The organism is Anaerohalosphaera lusitana (genome assembly GCF_002007645.1).
GTDB lineage: Bacteria > Planctomycetota > Phycisphaerae > Sedimentisphaerales > Anaerohalosphaeraceae > Anaerohalosphaera > Anaerohalosphaera lusitana.
On the sequence record NZ_CP019791.1, the window covers coordinates 4,234,027 to 4,250,973 of the forward strand.

The following is a 16,947-nucleotide window of genomic DNA, read 5'->3' on the forward strand; positions in this document are numbered from 1 at the left end:
AAATCCTATTCCGTAGTGTTTGTATTTTTGAGCCAGTCGGCGAAACGCTTAAGGCCGACCGACAGTTCTGTCGTTGGATGATAGCCCAGCTCCAGCTTTGCCTTCGTGACATCAGCATAAGTCTGATTGACGTCGCCTGGCTGGAGCGGGAGCCGGTTGATAATCGCTTTTTTGCCGAGTGCATTTTCGAGCTCGGCGATGAGTTCGTCAAGTCGGATCGGCTGGGATTCACCGAGATTGTAAATATTGTAGCCCGAGCACCTGTCCATCGCCGCTCTAACGCCGTCGATGATGTCGTCGATGTATGTGTAGTCGCGTCTCATCGAACCGTCACCATAGACGGGAATGGGCTTGTCATCGAGGATCAGGCGGGCGAATTTATGTATCGCTAGGTCCGGCCTCTGCCTCGGCCCGTATGCTGTAAAAAAACGCAGGCAGGTTATGTCAATGTCATGCAGATGACTGTAAGTGTAGCAGATCAGCTCGCCTGCCTTTTTGGTGGCTGCGTATGGTGAGATCGGGTAGTCGACGTTATCGGTTTCGGCAAACGGAATTTTCTCATTATTGCCGTAGACACTCGAGCTGGAAGCGAAGATGAATTTCGGGATCTTGTAGTGCCGTGCTGCTTCGAGCATGACAGTAGTGCCCTCGACATTTACCTGGTGATACGGAACCGGAGCCAGTATCGACGGCCGAACGCCCGCTTTGGCTGCAAGGTGCACGATCATGTCCGGCTTTTGCTCTGTGCAAGCACGTTCGACGTCTTCTGGTTCGCATATGTCACCAAGCACGAAGGTGAAGTTCTCGTGCTGATTGAAATTGCTCAAATTCTGACGTTTGATCGCCATGTCGTAGAACGGATCGAGATTGTCTAGCCCGACGACTGTATGACCGTCGGCAAGGAGCCGTTCGGTCAGATGTGAACCGATAAAACCTGCTGCGCCTGTTACGAGGATATTCATGCTAAGCTGTGGGCCTTCCTATGCTGTGGTATTCGATTCCGTACTTTTTGATGAATGACGGGTCGTAAAGATTTCGGCCGTCAAAGATGACCGGTGAATTGAGCATTTCGGTGATCAGATCGAAGTTGGGATTTCGGAACTCTTGCCAGTCGGTAAAGATGACCAGTGCGTCCGCGTTTTCAAGTGCGTCATAGCTGCGGGTGGTCGTTTTGATCCTGCCTTCGAGTTCAGCAGGTTTTGCTTCCGGGTCGTATGCGTTCACCTTGAAGCCCGCATCCAAAAATTTCTGTATGCAGCGGACTGCCGGCGATTCGCGGGTGTCGTCCGTCTTGGCCTTGAACGCCAGCCCCCACGCCGCGATAGTGATGTCCTTCTTGTCTTTGAAGTAGTTCAGCACACGATCTGCAAATCTGTCCTGCTGATGGTAGTTAGCATCGCGTACCGCCTGTGCGATCGTCATCGGACAATCCTTCTGGTCACCCATGTATGTCAGTGCCCGCACGTCTTTAGGAAAGCAGCTTCCGCCGTAGCCGACGCCCGGAAACAGAAAAGCACTGCCGATCCGCGAATCGCTGCCGACTGCCCGGCGGACCTGTTCGATGTCCGCATCGAAGGTGTCGCAAAGGCCGCTGAGCTCGTTCATGAAAGAGATGCGGGTTGCGAGCATGACGTTGGCCGCGTACTTGGCCATTTCCGCACTGGCTGGATCCATGAAGATTATGCGTTTGCTCTTACGCATGAACGGTGCGTAGAGCTGTTTCATTATTTCGCGGACGGCCGGGTTTTCAGTACCGATGATCACGCGGTCAGGTTTGAGGAAGTCATCAACCGCAGAGCCCTCTTTGAGGAACTCTGGATTTGAGACATAATCGAATGGGTGGTCGGTCTTGCTTGCCATAATTTCGCTGACCAGTTTGTGCGTGCCGACTGGTACGGTGCTTTTTGTAACGATGATGCGGTAGTCGGTCATCGATTCGGCAACCTGCTCTGCCACTTCCAGCACGGCAGATATATCTGCAGAGCCGTCGGGTGCACTGGGTGTGCCGACTCCGATGAAGATCAGCAGCGATTCGTCCACGCCCTCTTTAATGGAGGTCGTGAATTTCAATCGGCCCGCGGTCACGTTTCGTTTGACGATCTCGGTAAGGCCGGGCTCATAGATCGGGATCTCGCCGTCTCTGAGCAGGTCGATCTTCTGCGGATCATTGTCGACGCACATTACATCATTGCCCGCGTCGGCAAGACATGCCGCTGCGACCAGACCAACATAACCGACTCCTACTGCTGCTACTTTCATTTGCTGCTTTCCTCTTGCGTAAAGGGCGACATTATCGGGCCTCGCCTTGATGGACTCCGTCCCTGTGGGGCGCCCTCAACCCCTGTGAGATTACTACAAGCTGTTTCAAAACAGCTTCTACATCATTTTACATGCGGTGAATGACTTCCGCACTCAGATACCGCTAAATACAGCGGTTATTTGACTATATCGGCAAAATCGGCCGCAAGTTTATATACTTTAACAACTTATGTTTGGCAATTATTGGATTCAAGTGCGTTCTTAATGTAGTCAGCTTTGAGGACAATCACTTGCCGGGTTCATAATCCTGGAACATTTTTCCCCATTCGCTGTTTTCGAGCCAGTCTTTTACCACCTTTTTGCCTTCTTTCGGGTACCAGATCTTATCGTGATACACAGCCGAGGCAAAGATGAACATGTATACGATCGGCGTGTGGAACATCAGCCGCTGGAGCCATTTCATCGGACCGAACCAGAACAGCTTGCCCACGCTCGAAGCCGCATTATCGCCTGTGCTGAACTGCCAGTCGGTGTTTTTGACGTCAAAATCGCCGATTATCTCGATCTCGTCGAGCCTTCCGGTGCCCAGCCCCCTTTCGTGTGCCAGGCGGATGAACTTGTGATCCATCGGCTCAAACCCCATCAGGCTTGCCGACACCGCGTCTATCGCAACACAGTCATCCGATGCCAGCAACACGTCCTTGCGGAGTGGGATCATTGTTCGCGGACCCGGTCCGTTACCCGCGGTCGTGCCGTCCATGACCGTGAATATGCCCGGATGGATCTCTTTCTGGATTGCAAGCAGGTCGACGAGGGTTTCGTGAATTTTTGAATGACAGTAGTGCCGGCGGTTGGAAAGCAGGCCGCCGAACGCGTTTTTCATCGCGCCGGTCATGTTTGTATAAATGTGACACTTGACGGTGGGCAGATGGACGACGTTCTTGCCGTGAAAATAGTCCGGGATGCGGATACCCTCGGGGAAGATGTCGTCGAGTACCAGCATATCCGCTTTGGGCTGGTAGGTGGTCCATTTCATGTCCGCGGGCTTGAAGTTGTACTTTATCGGAACATCGTAGTGCTCGCAGACGGGCCGTTGTTTATTGTACATCTCACCCTTTTTGGCGGAGGTTACGACGGTTTCATTTTCCACGCACACCAGGTCGTCAAAGCCCGCTTTTTGCAGGCCCTGTATGGTCCCTTCGAGCTGCCAGGGAGTGGTGTTTGCGCTGGGGTACATAAGGTGCCAGGAGATGTTATTTTTCAGTATCGTAGTGGCCGAACTGTCGAGTGCGGATGATACGTCGGCCATATCCATAAGACGCTTAACATCATCCAGAATGGTGTCTGGGGTCGTTTTTATGACAGCAACTTTGCTCATTTATTGCCCTGTTTTATGTAACTTTGTGCTATTTTTCCCTAACTTTGTGCAAGTTTCCGGCAGTTTTGAAATCGTAATTTTCGAGCATAAATTTCGGTGTATAGCCGGGAATCGGCGAAACCACGTAAATATCGTGACTTTGCAGTAACTTCTCAAGTGCCTTTACGTCGGGGAATGCTATCGGGTTCTCATAGTCGCCGTGGTTAGAGAGGACTTTTACGGATGGGGCCATATTGTGCACCGCCTGGGCATACCACAAAGCGTAAACCGTTGTGCCGTCAGCAATTATGATCGAATCCTCCGGAACCTGATTGAGTGCTGATTCTGCAAACTGCTGCGGTCCGGTGTTGCCCCCCTGCCACGGCTGCAGGAAGTATTCATAGTCGTTCCGAAACGGGATCTGACGCTTCGTACCGAGGCTCACACCCGCTTTTTGGGCCATCGCGGGTACAAAAAAGTACACCAGCGGGGGCAAAAACGCGAATATTAGTACAATAACAGGGATTGCACCGCTGCTCGTTCTTTTGAGCAGCCAGTTGGCGCCAACACCCATAAATATGGCTGAAAGGCAGTAAAACGGGATGAAAAACGCGTATCTGTCCGGAACCGTATAGCGGAACGCGAAGATAAAAAACAGTCCCAGCAGGATTGCGATCACTGTTTTGAACATTGCCGGGCCCGCGGTTTTGCGGATCGCGTAACACCCTGCGAAGATCAGCAAAATATTGGGAGTGGCGAACGAAAGCCCGATAAAAAGCACGTTTTCAAGGGCGATACGCGGGGTTATTGCGACATTCAGGGCGTCCGAGGCCCAACTGCTGCCGAACAGTGCCGAGGATATGACGGCAGGCAAATCGCGTGTTTCGAGGTATTGTTCGATTATCAGGTATTCGTAGGGAAATGCTCCCACGGTCCATGCAAGTATGAAGGCTGCGAAAACCGGCCAGGTGTTGCGGTTTTTTGCAAGTACATATATGGCCATGCAGCCGTAGACTGCGAGGGGAATGATGCCCCACATGTGATTTGCGATGGACAGGCCGTTGACAAAACCGAGCAGAATCAGGTATCGAGGCTGGTTTGTCTTGCAAAACATGTAAAGAACTATCAGTTCCGCAGAAAAAATGGCGGTGTAGAGGGTGTAGACCTCCGCGATGGCTGAGTGCTGCCAGAATGTCCACGACAGGGCCAGCGAGATTGCTGCAACCGCTGCGGGGAGCGTTTTTCTGAGCCAAATGCGGACCAGCAGAAAGATGTTTGCGATCGTCAGCGCGCCGCAGACTGCGGAGATGAGATTTACACGGTAGCCGAATTCGCCGAGCGGGATGCTCTTTACGGCGAATCCTATGAGGTGGTAGAGCGGGTGGGCCAGTGCGAGGCCTAGACCGCCTTCGATGTCGCCGTTATAAACGCGGTACTGGAACATTCCGCTGTCCTGCCAGAGTGCGCCGGGCGCGGTGGAGGGTATGTAGACGAGCAGGGCCAATACCAGGGCCGTGAGGTAGTAAAGCGTGTTTTTGCGCAGTCCGTTGTACATTTTTGAGCAGGCCTCCGGTTACATGAGCTGGCGGAACCAGGCGGCTATTTCCTTGCCGTAGAGCGTTATGATGGCTGCGAAGATAATCCAGAGCATTACGGTTGCCTGGAACGGGCGGTCCTTGAGCATTATATCCGTGGGATCGGAGTAGGCGCCCTTCATCGAGAGCAGTGCGAAACGGAAGATGCCGTAGACGACGAAAGGCAGGGAATACACGAGATAGTTCGTTCCGAAGGCGGCTGTGGTCCGCTCGCTGATGCTGTAGAGCAGGAAGGTGATTATCGCGATTCCGGCGGAGGTGGAGATCAGGTGGGTCAGCAGATCCGGAGTATACTCGATCAGCGTGGCTCGGTGGTAGTGAGCGTCCTTGCCGTTGGCGAGGGTCATCATCTCGTTGTAGCGTTTGCAGAAACCCATGAACAGGCATATGGTGAACAGGCAGATGAACAGCCAGGGGCTTATCTGGACGGAAATTGCTACCGCGCCTGCTACAGCGCGGAGTACGAAGCCGATGGCGATGACGATGACGTCGATCAGGACGAAATTTTTGAGCAGCAGTGAGTACGCCACCTGCAGGACCGCGTAAAGTATTATCATTGCGAGCAATGCGGGCGACACCGCTAGTGAGATAGCTGCAGCGAAGATCATCAGTATCACGGCTTCGATGAGGGCGTCTTTTACGCTGATCTTGCCGGCTGCAAGGGGCCTGGTCCTTTTTACGGGATGCCGGCGGTCGGCCTCGAGGTCGCGTATGTCGTTTAGGATGTAGGCGAATGAGGATACGAAGCAGAATGCGATGACTGCAGCGATGGAGTGCAGCCAGGCAGAGGGAATGTGCATGCTCATGCCGAAGATGATCGGCATGAGCACGACGACATTTTTTATCCAGTTGTGCGGACGTGCGAGTTTGAGGTAGTCCGCAACTGCTGATCTGCTAGCCATCCATTACCTATTCAAGAAAGTCCAATACCGTTTTAACGACGTGGTCCTTCATTTCGTCGGTCAGTTCAGGGTAAATCGGCAGTGCGATAGTTTCTTTCGCGGCCTGTTCGGAGACCGGGAAATCGCCCTGCTTGTAGTTTAAATCGGCAAAACAGTCCTGAAGATGAAGCGGAATCGGGTAATAAATGTTGCAGCCGATGTCGCTGGCTCGCAGATGTTCGAGCAGTGCGTCGCGTTTGGGTACGCGGATGACGTACTGGTTGAAGATGCTCTTGCAGTCGGGGCTGATGTATGGGGTCTGGACGCAGGTGCCGGCGAATTTTTTGTCGTAGTAGGCTGCGTTGTCGCGACGGCCCTGTGACCATTCGTCGAGGTGGGGCAGCTTTACGAGCAGTGCGGCGGCCTGGATGGGGTCTAGACGGAAGTTGCCGCCGACCTTTTTGTGTACGTATTGAGCCTCCATGCCGTGGTTGCGGAGGTATTGAAGCTGCTTGTAGAGCTTTTCGTCGTTGGTGACGACCATGCCGCCGTCGCCGATGCCGCCGAGGTTTTTGCTCGGGAAGAAGCTCAGGCAGCCCGCGGTGCCGATGGAGCAGGCTTTTTTGCCCTTGTATGTGCTGGTTACTGACTGGCAGGCGTCTTCGATGACGGCGAGGCCGTAGGTGCCTGCGATGGCCATGATGGGGTCCATGTCGCATATCTGGCCGAAGAGGTGGACGGGCATGATGGCTTTTGTGTTGTCCGTGATGACGGCTTCGATGCCTGCGGGGTCGATATTATAGGTCTTCGGGTCGATATCGACGAAGACGGGTTTTGCGCCTGTGCGGGCGATGCAGCCTGCGGTGGCGAAGAAGGTGTAAGGTGTGGTGATGACTTCGTCACCTTCACCTATGTCTAGGGCCATGAGGGTGGCGAGGATGGCGTCTGTTCCGCTGGAGGTGCCGACAGCGTATTTGCAGTCGCAGACTTCGGCGACGGCCTTTTCGAATTCGTCGACCTTGGGGCCGCCGATGCAGCGTTGTGTTTCGAGGACCTCGGAAACGGCGCTGAGTATATCATCCTTAATTGTGGCGTACTGAGCCTTCAAATCCAACAATGGAACCTGCATTTATCTATCTCCAAACAGAACAGTATTTCCAGAAAACGCTTCCTGCCGCCGGGTGCGACATTCAAGGATTTGGGATTGTAACCGATTTGGTTTGCGATTTACAGCATTTTGCGAAAAGTGTTTTACGTATCGCTTGTCAGGGTGGTTGGGTGGTATGCGGCAGGTGTTAGGCGGGGACCCGCAAGGAGCCGCTTTGCGACGGCTGTTTTATGCTGGGTCCGCCTGAGGCAGATAACAACCTTAGTCGCCGCTCGGGTTTGGGCGTTAAGTGGATGCGATAAAGGATGTGCTTTTGAAGCCGTCGGCTTTGAGGTCGCCACGTCGCTGCGCTCCTCGCGATGACAAAATATGCGTTCGGCGGATGCTGTTACGGGCGTGCGTTTGTGCTCGTGGTGTTCTCTGGGTCCGCCTGCGGCGGATGGCAGGGGTCGGGTTGGTGCGAATAATGGACGGGCCAGCTTTGTTGAGCGGTTGAGACTGCCACGTCGCTGCGCTCCTCGCAGTGACAAATGTGCGGCTGGCGGATGCTGTTACGGGCGTGCGCCCGTGCTCGTTATGATTTTTGGGTGGCGGCGGCTGGGTGGGGCTACTTCCTTCTATTGCGGAGCAGTAGGCCGCCCAGGCCGAGCAGGGCCAGTGTGGTTGGTTCGGGGACGGCTGCGATGCGGAAGCCTACACCGCCGTACTCGCCAGTTCGGAAAAGTTCGAATTGATATGTAGAACCTATTGCATCAGTGTGATGAGTGCCAGCGGCCCCGCCACGAAGAATTCTTTTCTCATCGAGGCCAGTTTCAGTCCATTCATAGATGTTTCCCATCATATCGAATGTGCCGTTCTGTTCCATTTTGCCCGAGCCTACGTCCCAGGGCTGAGTTTCGCGCGAATCCCAGAGGTAATTGGAATCAACGTCCTCGACGGGCAGTGTATCTGTGCCGTTTGCGTAGGTTGAGTAGCCGTCGCCGGTCCAGTAGGCGGCTTTGTACCATTCGTCTTCGGTGGGGATGACGTAGGCGGTGCCGAACTCGGTGATCGCTGTGTCGCGGTCGATGCCGAGGAACTGGCCGGGGTTGGTGTTGTCGCCTGTGAAGAGATATGCCCCGCTGCTCTTGTCGCCCGAGGTGAGATAATTGCAGAACTGGGCGGCTTCGAGCCAGCTTATGCCATTCGCTGGTATGTTCTCACCCACCCAGAATGCGTCTCCATCATACGGTCCAATAGGGCTTCCGACTGGTTTGCCTGCCAAGCCAATGAAAGTATCCCACTGGCCGTTGGTCACTTCGTACTTGCCGATGCGGTAGGTGTAGTCGACTGAGCCTGCGCCGACTGGGTTTGCCGCCGCCCGGGTGTCGCCCGGATTGCCCGCGTCACCTATCGTGACGAGTTCCATGTCGATGCCCTGGATAAGCTCAGCGGAGGCGGGGCAGGTAAGGGCGAATATGCAGAGTACGGCGGTGAGGGTGGGTTTCATCACTTCGGCTCCTGTTTTTTTGATCGTTATCGGTAGAGTTTTAATGAGGACTAAAGTATACCGGCATTAGGGTTTTATGTCAAGCATTTTTCGTTTTTTGCGGTCGGCTTTTGGGGTGGTGCGGCAGGCGTTGCGTGGGGACTCGCGGCTGGGTCGCCGCTCGCGTTGGGGCGTTAAGTGGATGCGATAAATGATGTGCTTTTGAAGCCGTCGGCTTTGAGGTCGCCACGTCGCTGCGCTCCTCGCGATGACAAAATATGCGTTCGGCGGATGCTGTTACGGGCGTGCGTTTGTGCTCGTGGTGTTCTCTGGGTCCGCCTGAGACGGATGACAGCAGTCGGGTTCATGCGGATGATGAGTGAGCCAGCTTTGTTGAGTGGTTGAGACTGCCACGTCGCTTTCGCTCCTCGCAGTGACAGGGTGTGGAGCCGCTGCAATCCTCGCGATGACAAATGTGCGGTCGGCGTTGCGTGGGGACTCGCAAGGAGTCGCTTCGCGACGGCTGTTTTATGCTGGGTCCGCCTGAGGCGGATGACAACCTGGGTCGCCGCTCGCGTTAAAGCGTGCATGCGTTTGGTGGACGTGGTAATGCGTTTGTTTGCGGCTGCGGCCGACGTTTCGTTCTCTGGATCCGCCTGCGGCGGATGACAGTAGTCGGGTTTTGCCAGCTTTGTTGAGCGGTTGAAAATCGCCGTGTCCGCCTGAGGCGGATGACATTATTTTGCTATTGCGTTCAATGAGCGCGTCAGGGTTTGCATACGTTTGCGTTTGCTGCGGGGTCGAAGGGGAGGTTTGTGAGCTGGCCGGGCAGGACGAGGTCCTCGCCGAAGACCTGTATCTCTTCGTCGAAGGCGGTGAATTCGGAATCGATGACGGCCAGGCCCAGGTTGGAGTCGAGGGTGGGGCTCGGGACCGTGAGCGGGCAGAAGCCGATCTCTGCGTCGTCGTACTGAATGCGGAGGTCGGTATGGCGGGTGCCCTTGGCGGTCTTCAGGCCTGCGACGGTTTTTGTGGTGCCCTTCTTGAAGCTGGCTTCGAGGGCGGGCTTGTGGATGAAGTCCTTATTCATGTCCACAAGGCCGGTCATGTTGAGGTCGGCGGGGGTGAGTTTCGAGCCTTCGGTGGAGTTGGTGATCGAATACGGTACGCCGGCCTGGACGAGTGCCGAATCGAGGGCGAGTGTGCCGGCGGGTACGATGTTTTCGCGGTCGCGGTATTTTGCGATGGCGGTGCCGGCCATTGAGGCTGCGCCCTTGGGGCAGATCAGTTCCAGGCCGTCGGTGCCGATGAACGAGCCGCGGACGACTTCGAGGTTCATCATGAAGAAGTTGACGCCCTTGACCTGGCCCGGCTCGAGGTCGATCTCGAAGGGCAGGATCCGCGAGAGGATGTCGGCGGCTTTAGGGCCGTAGAGAGCGAGCATCGCGGTCTTTTCGGTTATGGGCGAGACTTTGACGTCAGCGAGGCCGGCGGTCTGCTGGGCCTTTTCGGCGAGTTCGAGGACGAGTTGACGTTTTGCGGGCGAGGTGAGGATCGTGTAGGTGTTGTGCACGCGGGTAATGCGGACGAGGTCGGTGATGTTGCCGGGCTCGGCGATCAGCAGTGCCCAGATGACGCTGCCGTCGGTAAGACCTGCGGTTGGGGTCGCGGTGAGGTAGTCGATCAGTGCGGGTGCGTCGTCGCCCTTGACCTGGATGCGGCCGAAGTGCGAGAGGTCGAAAGCGGCTGCGGTTTCGTATGCGGCGGTCTGTTCGACGAGCGGATCGCCAAAATCTGCGGGCATGCGCCATGCGTTGAAGATGTCAAAATTTGCGCCGAGTTTTTCGTGTACGGATTCGAATGGTGTTGCGTTTGCCACGGTTTTGCCTCGTTATTTACATGCTGTCGATTTCTGTTGGATACCGCCCTGCCGAGCTTGTCAATGACGGGCCCACGCACACGCGGGGCTTGGGATTGCCGCGTCGCCTTCGGCTTCTCGCAATGACAAAGCGTTCAGAGCGGTCATCATTCCGCTGAAACTACGTATGACTGTAACACAAACCCGGCAGGATGGAAAGTGTGAAATGGGGGGTTGTGCGCGGACTGGAAAATGGCAGTTGAAAAGCTCATTCACTCTATTTCAGGGTAACCGCTGCCTTTCGTTAGAATTTTGACCAGTTCAGACGCAGCATGTTTGTCGAGAATCAGCGTAATATCAGAATAAAGAATATAACCCTCTCGGATTGACCATTCTGCGGCATCTGCATCGATCGGCTTCGGGTAAACATCAAAGCTCAAAACAATTTTCTTATCAGATCCGGTCAGTACGATTTCGAAATTACACGCATATTCGAGTAATTCGGATTTTACGTTTTTGACGTGGCCGATCAGAGCTTCGGAAATATTGCTGTGAAAACTTTTTATTTCATCGGGGGAGGTGAGAGTTTCAACCTCGCGATTCTGAAAAATGATATCGACTCTTTCGTCGTGGTCGGCCCATTCAACAAGTATCGGCTTCACTTTTCGATCCTGCCAGTGCTGGCGGATAGAAGACGCTAACCATACAACCAGAGCCAGAACCGCTACGGTTGCAAAGAAATATACTATGGCTTTTTTGTTCATTCTCAACTCTTCCTCACCTGTTTCACATACCTTAAGTACCGCAGCGCCTCTCCAGAAATGTTATTTAATGTTGCTTTGGAAAGATTGAACCCTCAAAAAAGTCGATCAGATCAGGATTGACGATTACACCGTCTTGGTTATATAGGGGTGTACTGGATACGGGCAATTCAGCCCATTGATTTGCAGTCAATTGCTCCAATTCTTCGGTCAACTGCTCAATGCATTCGAGCTGTGTTTTATAGTCGACTTCGCCCAAGCCGTATATCTTAAAAACAATGTCATTTCGATAATTTTCATATCTACAAAGCACCAGGCTTTTTGTGATTTCACTTGTAGTCAAAAGTACCGGTTCGATGAAGACAATTGGCCAATCGTTCCAGTCGCCAGTCAATTTCCACGGCCACTGCCCTGCTTCTCTAAGCCGTACCTCTTCACTATAAGACCTCTGCAGCTCTGCAGTCGGCGCCGACTTTATCATTTTACGTTGATGCTCAAGTTCATTTTCTTGCAGCGTTTTGAGTTCAGAAAACCTTTGCTCGGGGAATTCGGATCTGGGAAACAAAAGCATTTCGATCTCCAGGGCTTTCCCACTTTGAAGATTACATTTCCATCTGCAACTCTCTTGCTTAGAAATGGTCAACTCGTCCTCTGTCGAACATCCGTATATAAAGGCACTTATCAGCAACGTAACTGCCAGCTTTTTCATGATGCACTCCAATCTTGCTCCGTGGGATCAAATATTCGTTATTGCACAAAGTTTACACTTTTTCAGTCATTCTCTTTGACCGAATTTGCAGGCTGGATGCAACCATCTACTTCGCAAATGATCATCGGCACATTAATGCTGACATACTCAACACCCTGGATGTCAGCTTTTTGCACACAGTCACCTTCTAAATCCGCCACAACGTTACATTTCTGCTCTTCTAAGTAAATTTCCAGCTTATCCTTTTCCAGCCGAGCATCTTTTGCTAATACCATCTGCTGTCTAACCTTCTTATCAATATGGTAAAGTGCTCCATGCATCACAACAGCGGCCCCCGCAATAAAGAAGGCGAGCTCGTCAATTACAGGATTGAGCAAACAAGCACCTATGAACACAAAAATCGATATTAGTTTATACTTTCGGAATGTTTTCCCTAGCTGCGTGTGAGCGTACAAGTCATTCTTATCCACTTCTACCCTTCCAATCAAATTAAAGGATGTTTCTAAGAGGCTCGGTCGAGTATATCCAGACAAAGGCTTGCATACAAGTGTAGATTTCCGGTTAGCTACAGGTAATGACGATTCGACAAGTTTTCGAGATCCAACAAGACATCACATTGTTCAGGTCAGGGTTTTGGTATTGGAAAAGCGGGGTTGGTGGTTTGCAAATGGGGGCCGGGGTGTTATAATGCGGGCTGATTTTTGGATACCGGCAATTGGTTTATCCTTCCCGGATATTGTTATTTGTGTGAAAAGGGGCCGGATCGGCGGCGGGGTCGCGTGTTTTTGGCGGTTTTGCGGCTGAGACTGGGCATATTGATATGGACATGACGTTACTTGAAACGCGGGACCTGGTGAAGAATTACTCTGGTCGTACGGTGGTCAACGGGGTTTCGATCTCGGTGGAGCAGCGTTCGATCGTGGGTCTGCTGGGCCGAAACGGTGCGGGCAAGACGACGAGCTTTCGGATGACGATCGGAATGGTCGTGCCGGACGGCGGGACGGTGATTTTCGAGGGCCAGGAGATCACGAAGCTGCCGATGTATAAGCGGGCCAGGCTTGGGATGGGGTATCTTTCGCAGGAGCCGAGCGTATTTCAGCGGCTGACGGTGAAGGAGAACCTGATGGCGATCCTGGAGACGATGTCGGTCACGAAGAAGGAACGCAAGCACAAGGCCGAGGCGCTGATCGAGCGGTTCGGGCTTACCGAGGTCATCAACAGCCAGGCGCGGGTTCTGTCCGGCGGTGAGAGGCGAAAGCTGGAGATCGCGCGGGCGATGGTGACGAATCCGTCGCTGGTGCTGCTGGACGAGCCGTTCAGCGGTGTGGACCCGATCGCAGTGGAAGAGCTGCAGGCCGAGATCCAGCGGCTGGTGGACAGCGGCGTTAGCATCCTTATTACGGACCACAATGTCGAGCGGACGCTGGAAGTGGCGGACAAGGCGTATATCATGGACCACGGCAAGGTGATCGCGGAGGGCACGCCCAAGCAGATCATCCAGGACGAGCTGGTTCGCAAGAGCTATTTGGGGCACACGTTCCGCGGCGACGAATTTGACGACAGGGAATACAGCGAGGTGAGATAATGGTTGACGTGCAGAGCTGTGAGTTAACGAAATATCCGGCAGGCGTACTGGGCGAGAAGGCCAAGCCGGTCGAGGAGATTAACGATAACATCCGCCAGCTTGCCGAGAAGATGGTCGACATCATGATCGAGAGCAAGGGCGTCGGGCTGGCCGGTCCGCAGGCGGGTGTGAATCTGCGTATATTCGTGGCGAGCGAGGACGGTACGCGGGACAAGTCGAAGGTCTATATCAATCCGGAGATCGAGCTTTCGGGCAAGGTGATCGCGGATGAGGAGGGCTGTCTGTCGCTGCCGGGGATATATGCTAAGATGCGGCGGTACGAAAAGGCGACCGTGACCGCGACGGACCTGCAGGGCAACAGATTCACCGAGACGGGCGAGGGGCTCAAGGCGAGGATATTCCAGCATGAGTGTGATCACCTGGACGGGACGATGATCAAGGACAAGCTCAACCGCGTGCAGATGATATCGGCGAAGAAAAAGCTCAAGAGGCTGGAGGAGGATTACAGCGAATAGCAGCGGGTGCGTGCCGACGGCGGATGAGATTTGTCGGCGGGCTGAATGCGAAGGAGCGGGAGTCTGTCGGGGGTCGGGCCGTTGGAGGCAGCAGTTAGACGTTTTCATTTGACTTGCAATTTTGTTTTACATAGCCGGGGCGATCAGCGATGAAGATAACTTATTTCGGCAGTGCGGAATTCGGCATACCGTGTCTGGATGCGATCAAGAACAGCAAGCACGAACTGGCGGGGATATTCACACAACCCGCGCACGGAGCGGGACGGGGGCGGAAGCCAAGGCCCACGCATGTCGCGCAGTGGGCCGAGCGGAATGGATATGAGTGCGTGGAGGCGGAAAACATAAACAGGCCCGAGATGGTCGAACGTGTGCGCGCGTGCGGGGGCGATCTGCTGGTGGTGATCGCGTTCGGCCAGAAGATCGGGCCCGAAGTCATCGAGATGCACGAAAAGGGAGCGATCAACGTGCATGCGTCACTGCTGCCCAAGTATCGCGGGGCCGCGCCGATCAACTGGGCGATAGTCAACGGCGAGACGGAGACGGGCGTTTCGATCATTACGCTGGCAGATAAGATGGACGCCGGGTATGTGCTGGGTGAGGGCAAGGTCGCGATAGACGCGGACGACACGGCCGAGGATGTGCATGATAAGCTGGCGGAGCTTTCGCCGGGCGTGCTGATGGACGTGATCGGGCAGATCGAGGCGGGCACGGCGAAATACGTCGAGCAGGACGAGGATAGGGTGACGATCGCGCGGAAGCTGAAAAAGAGCGACGGACAGGTGGACTTTGACCGCCCTGCCGAGCAGGTGCGGAACATGGTGCGCGGGTTCTGGCCCTGGCCGGGCGCGAAGGCGGATTACGTGTCGGCGAAGACCGGCAAGAAGGACCGGGTGACACTGGCCCAGGTGCGGGTTGTCGAAGACGCAGGCAGCGATGGTGAGCCTGGGGTGATCGACGACGAATTTCATGTGCAGTGCGGTGCGGGCAAGCTGGATATCGTCAAGCTCAAGCCGGCGGGCAAGCGGCTGATGAACTGGGAGGCGTTCTGCAACGGCAGACACACGCAGCCGGGCGATAAGTTCGTGAAGATAGAGGACTAACGGCATGGGGGATTCGGGCAAGGTATCGGCCAGAGCGGTTGCGCTGCTGGTGCTGGGCAAGTTCGACCCGGCAGCGGGTGATGCGTCGGAGGTACTGTATCGGTACATCGGAAGAACGGAAGGCCGGGGGCAGGCGACGGACATCGTTTTCGGGGTGATACGGCATCGCAAGACTATCGACCATCTGCTGGCACTTATCGGGAACGTCCAGGCCAAGCGGGTGCAGAAGCGGCTTATGAATGTGCTGCGGATCGGGGTGTACGAGCTGGTTTTCGCGGCGGAGACGGCCGAATATGCTATCGTCAACGAAGCCGTCGAGCTTGCGAGGACACGGGGCGGACGCAGGCAGGCAGGGTTCGTGAACGCGGTCCTGCGAAACGTTGGGCGCGCGATAGCGGAGCGGAAATGCGGGGCTGACGAGGCGGATAAACTGGATTTCGTGCCCGTTTCGGCCCGCTGGGGGTGCAGGTTCAAGCGTGATGTGCTGCCGGACGAGGCGGAGGGCGCGGGGCGGTATCTGGGACTGAAATATTCGCTGCCGGGCTGGCTGGCGGGTAAGTGGGCCGAGCAGTTCGGGCGTGAGACGGCGGAGCGGATATGCCTGGGGAGCAACCGCAAGCCGGGGGTATGGATCCGGCCGAATCGACTGAAAACGACTCTGCGGGAGCTTTGCTCGCGGTTCGGCGAGGCGGGGGTCGAATTCGATCTCTGGCTGGAGCGGGATATGCTGCGGCTGAGGGGCGGGGTGAGCGTGCCTGAGCTGCCGGGGTACGATGAGGGGCTGTTCTCGGTGCAGGACCCGACGGCGGCGAAGGTGGGAGAGATCGTCGGGCCCAAGGCGGGCGAGGTGGTGCTGGACATGTGTGCGGCGCCGGGGGGCAAGACGACGCATATGGCGGAGCTGATGGGCGATGAGGGGCTTGTTATCGCAAGCGATGTGGATACGGAACGGCTGGGGATGGTGGTCGAGAACTGCCAAAGGCTGGGTATCAGTGCTGTTAAAGCGGTAGATATCCACAAAATGGGCGAGGCGGTCGAAAAAGCGGGCGGTGCGGATCGGGTTCTGGTGGATGTGCCGTGTTCTAACACGGGCGTAATGGCCAGACGGTGCGAGGTGCGGCTGAGGATAAACCACGAGAAAGCAGCGAGCCTGGCGGGCGTGCAGTACGGCATTCTGACAGAGGCGAGCAAATACGTAAAGCAAGGCGGCGCAATATGTTACAGCACGTGCAGCATCATGGACGAGGAGAACTGCGCGATCGTTCGGCGGTTCTTAGAAGAGCATGAAGGCTGGTCGATCGAGTCCGAAGAACTTACCCTTCCCGGGGTAGGGATTTGCGGTGAGGACGTATCGGGGGATCATGACGGCGGGTATGCGTGCCTGCTCCGGCGATATCAGTGCTGATATGGGGAATTTTATTTACCACGCAATGTGTAATCCACAGGTTTTCCACAATTGGCATTTACGCTGTGTATATCTTGTTCATAAAAGTTTTTTTTCACTCGTAAGCCCAGTGTTTGCAAGGGACAAAAGGTTGTGGAAAAGAAAGTGCCTAAAACGCCATTGAACTAAGGGCTGAGGCGCTCTATCATCTTTCATGTCGGCGGTGGTCACGGCCGACGGAATGTTCAACTTTGAAGAAATTTCGCAGCGTTCGTTTTCGGGAAATGTGTGGTTTTTAGTTCATCACTCGCTGCGGAAAAATGCCCATTGTAATCAACAGTCACAACGACTGGAGCGGGAGATCTAC

General features: G+C 54.8%; 15 protein-coding genes. 4 read left to right on the forward strand and 11 right to left on the reverse strand.

Annotated features, from left to right (window positions below):
* Positions 1 to 5: 5 nt before the first annotated feature.
* The 11 genes from STSP2_RS17155 to STSP2_RS17205 form a co-directional block, all read right to left on the reverse strand.
* Complete coding sequence (locus STSP2_RS17155; protein WP_146663936.1) at positions 6 to 962, reverse strand: GDP-mannose 4,6-dehydratase; 957 nt, start codon at positions 960 to 962, stop codon at positions 6 to 8.
* Position 963: 1 nt separating this feature from the next.
* Entirely contained in the window at positions 964 to 2,259 is a 1,296-nt protein-coding gene (locus STSP2_RS17160) for a UDP-glucose dehydrogenase family protein (RefSeq protein ID WP_146663937.1), read from the reverse strand.
* Positions 2,260 to 2,545: 286 nt separating this feature from the next.
* Positions 2,546 to 3,637 carry a DUF362 domain-containing protein gene (locus STSP2_RS17165; RefSeq protein WP_146663938.1) on the reverse strand — a complete coding sequence of 364 codons (1,092 nt, stop codon included), beginning with the start codon at positions 3,635 to 3,637 and terminating at the stop codon, positions 2,546 to 2,548.
* A 28-nt stretch (positions 3,638 to 3,665) separates the two neighbouring features.
* Complete coding sequence (locus tag STSP2_RS17170; protein WP_146663939.1) at positions 3,666 to 5,171, reverse strand: protein O-mannosyl-transferase family; 1,506 nt, start codon at positions 5,169 to 5,171, stop codon at positions 3,666 to 3,668.
* An 18-nt stretch (positions 5,172 to 5,189) separates the two neighbouring features.
* Positions 5,190 to 6,113 carry a decaprenyl-phosphate phosphoribosyltransferase gene (locus STSP2_RS17175; protein WP_146663940.1) on the reverse strand — a complete coding sequence of 308 codons (924 nt, stop codon included), beginning with the start codon at positions 6,111 to 6,113 and terminating at the stop codon, positions 5,190 to 5,192.
* A 7-nt stretch (positions 6,114 to 6,120) separates the two neighbouring features.
* Positions 6,121 to 7,221 carry a DegT/DnrJ/EryC1/StrS family aminotransferase gene (locus tag STSP2_RS17180; protein ID WP_146663941.1) on the reverse strand — a complete coding sequence of 367 codons (1,101 nt, stop codon included), beginning with the start codon at positions 7,219 to 7,221 and terminating at the stop codon, positions 6,121 to 6,123.
* 586 nt (positions 7,222 to 7,807) lie between these two features.
* Positions 7,808 to 8,689 (reverse strand): formylglycine-generating enzyme family protein, encoded by an 882-nt coding sequence (locus tag STSP2_RS17185; RefSeq protein ID WP_146664114.1) that lies wholly within the window; start codon positions 8,687 to 8,689, stop codon positions 7,808 to 7,810.
* Between the two features lie 745 nt (positions 8,690 to 9,434).
* A complete protein-coding gene (locus STSP2_RS17190) occupies positions 9,435 to 10,547 on the reverse strand; it encodes an aminomethyltransferase family protein (RefSeq protein ID WP_146663942.1) in 1,113 nt (370 codons plus the stop codon).
* Positions 10,548 to 10,798: 251 nt separating this feature from the next.
* Positions 10,799 to 11,290 carry a hypothetical protein gene (locus tag STSP2_RS17195; RefSeq protein ID WP_146663943.1) on the reverse strand — a complete coding sequence of 164 codons (492 nt, stop codon included), beginning with the start codon at positions 11,288 to 11,290 and terminating at the stop codon, positions 10,799 to 10,801.
* Between the two features lie 64 nt (positions 11,291 to 11,354).
* Positions 11,355 to 11,996: a hypothetical protein gene (locus STSP2_RS17200; protein ID WP_146663944.1), complete on the reverse strand. Its 642-nt coding sequence runs from the start codon at positions 11,994 to 11,996 to the stop codon at positions 11,355 to 11,357.
* 62 nt (positions 11,997 to 12,058) lie between these two features.
* Positions 12,059 to 12,466: a hypothetical protein gene (locus tag STSP2_RS17205; protein ID WP_146663945.1), complete on the reverse strand. Its 408-nt coding sequence runs from the start codon at positions 12,464 to 12,466 to the stop codon at positions 12,059 to 12,061.
* A 350-nt stretch (positions 12,467 to 12,816) separates the two neighbouring features.
* Between STSP2_RS17205 and lptB the strand changes: the two genes are divergently transcribed.
* The 4 genes from lptB to STSP2_RS17225 all read left to right on the forward strand — a co-directional run bounded on the left by lptB (position 12,817) and on the right by STSP2_RS17225 (position 16,601).
* Positions 12,817 to 13,581, forward strand: coding sequence for an LPS export ABC transporter ATP-binding protein (gene lptB / locus STSP2_RS17210; RefSeq protein ID WP_146663946.1), 765 nt, complete (start codon positions 12,817 to 12,819; stop codon positions 13,579 to 13,581).
* Positions 13,581 to 14,096, forward strand: a complete 516-nt coding sequence (gene def / locus STSP2_RS17215) for a peptide deformylase (protein ID WP_146663947.1) — start codon at positions 13,581 to 13,583, stop codon at positions 14,094 to 14,096. Before lptB ends, def begins: the two co-directional genes overlap by 1 nt.
* Positions 14,097 to 14,245: 149 nt before the next feature.
* On the forward strand, positions 14,246 to 15,196 hold the full coding sequence (fmt, locus tag STSP2_RS17220; RefSeq protein ID WP_146663948.1) for a methionyl-tRNA formyltransferase: 951 nt from the start codon (positions 14,246 to 14,248) through the stop codon (positions 15,194 to 15,196).
* A gap of 4 nt (positions 15,197 to 15,200) precedes the next feature.
* Complete coding sequence (locus tag STSP2_RS17225) at positions 15,201 to 16,601, forward strand: transcription antitermination factor NusB (RefSeq protein ID WP_146663949.1); 1,401 nt, start codon at positions 15,201 to 15,203, stop codon at positions 16,599 to 16,601.
* Positions 16,602 to 16,947 lie beyond the last annotated feature (346 nt).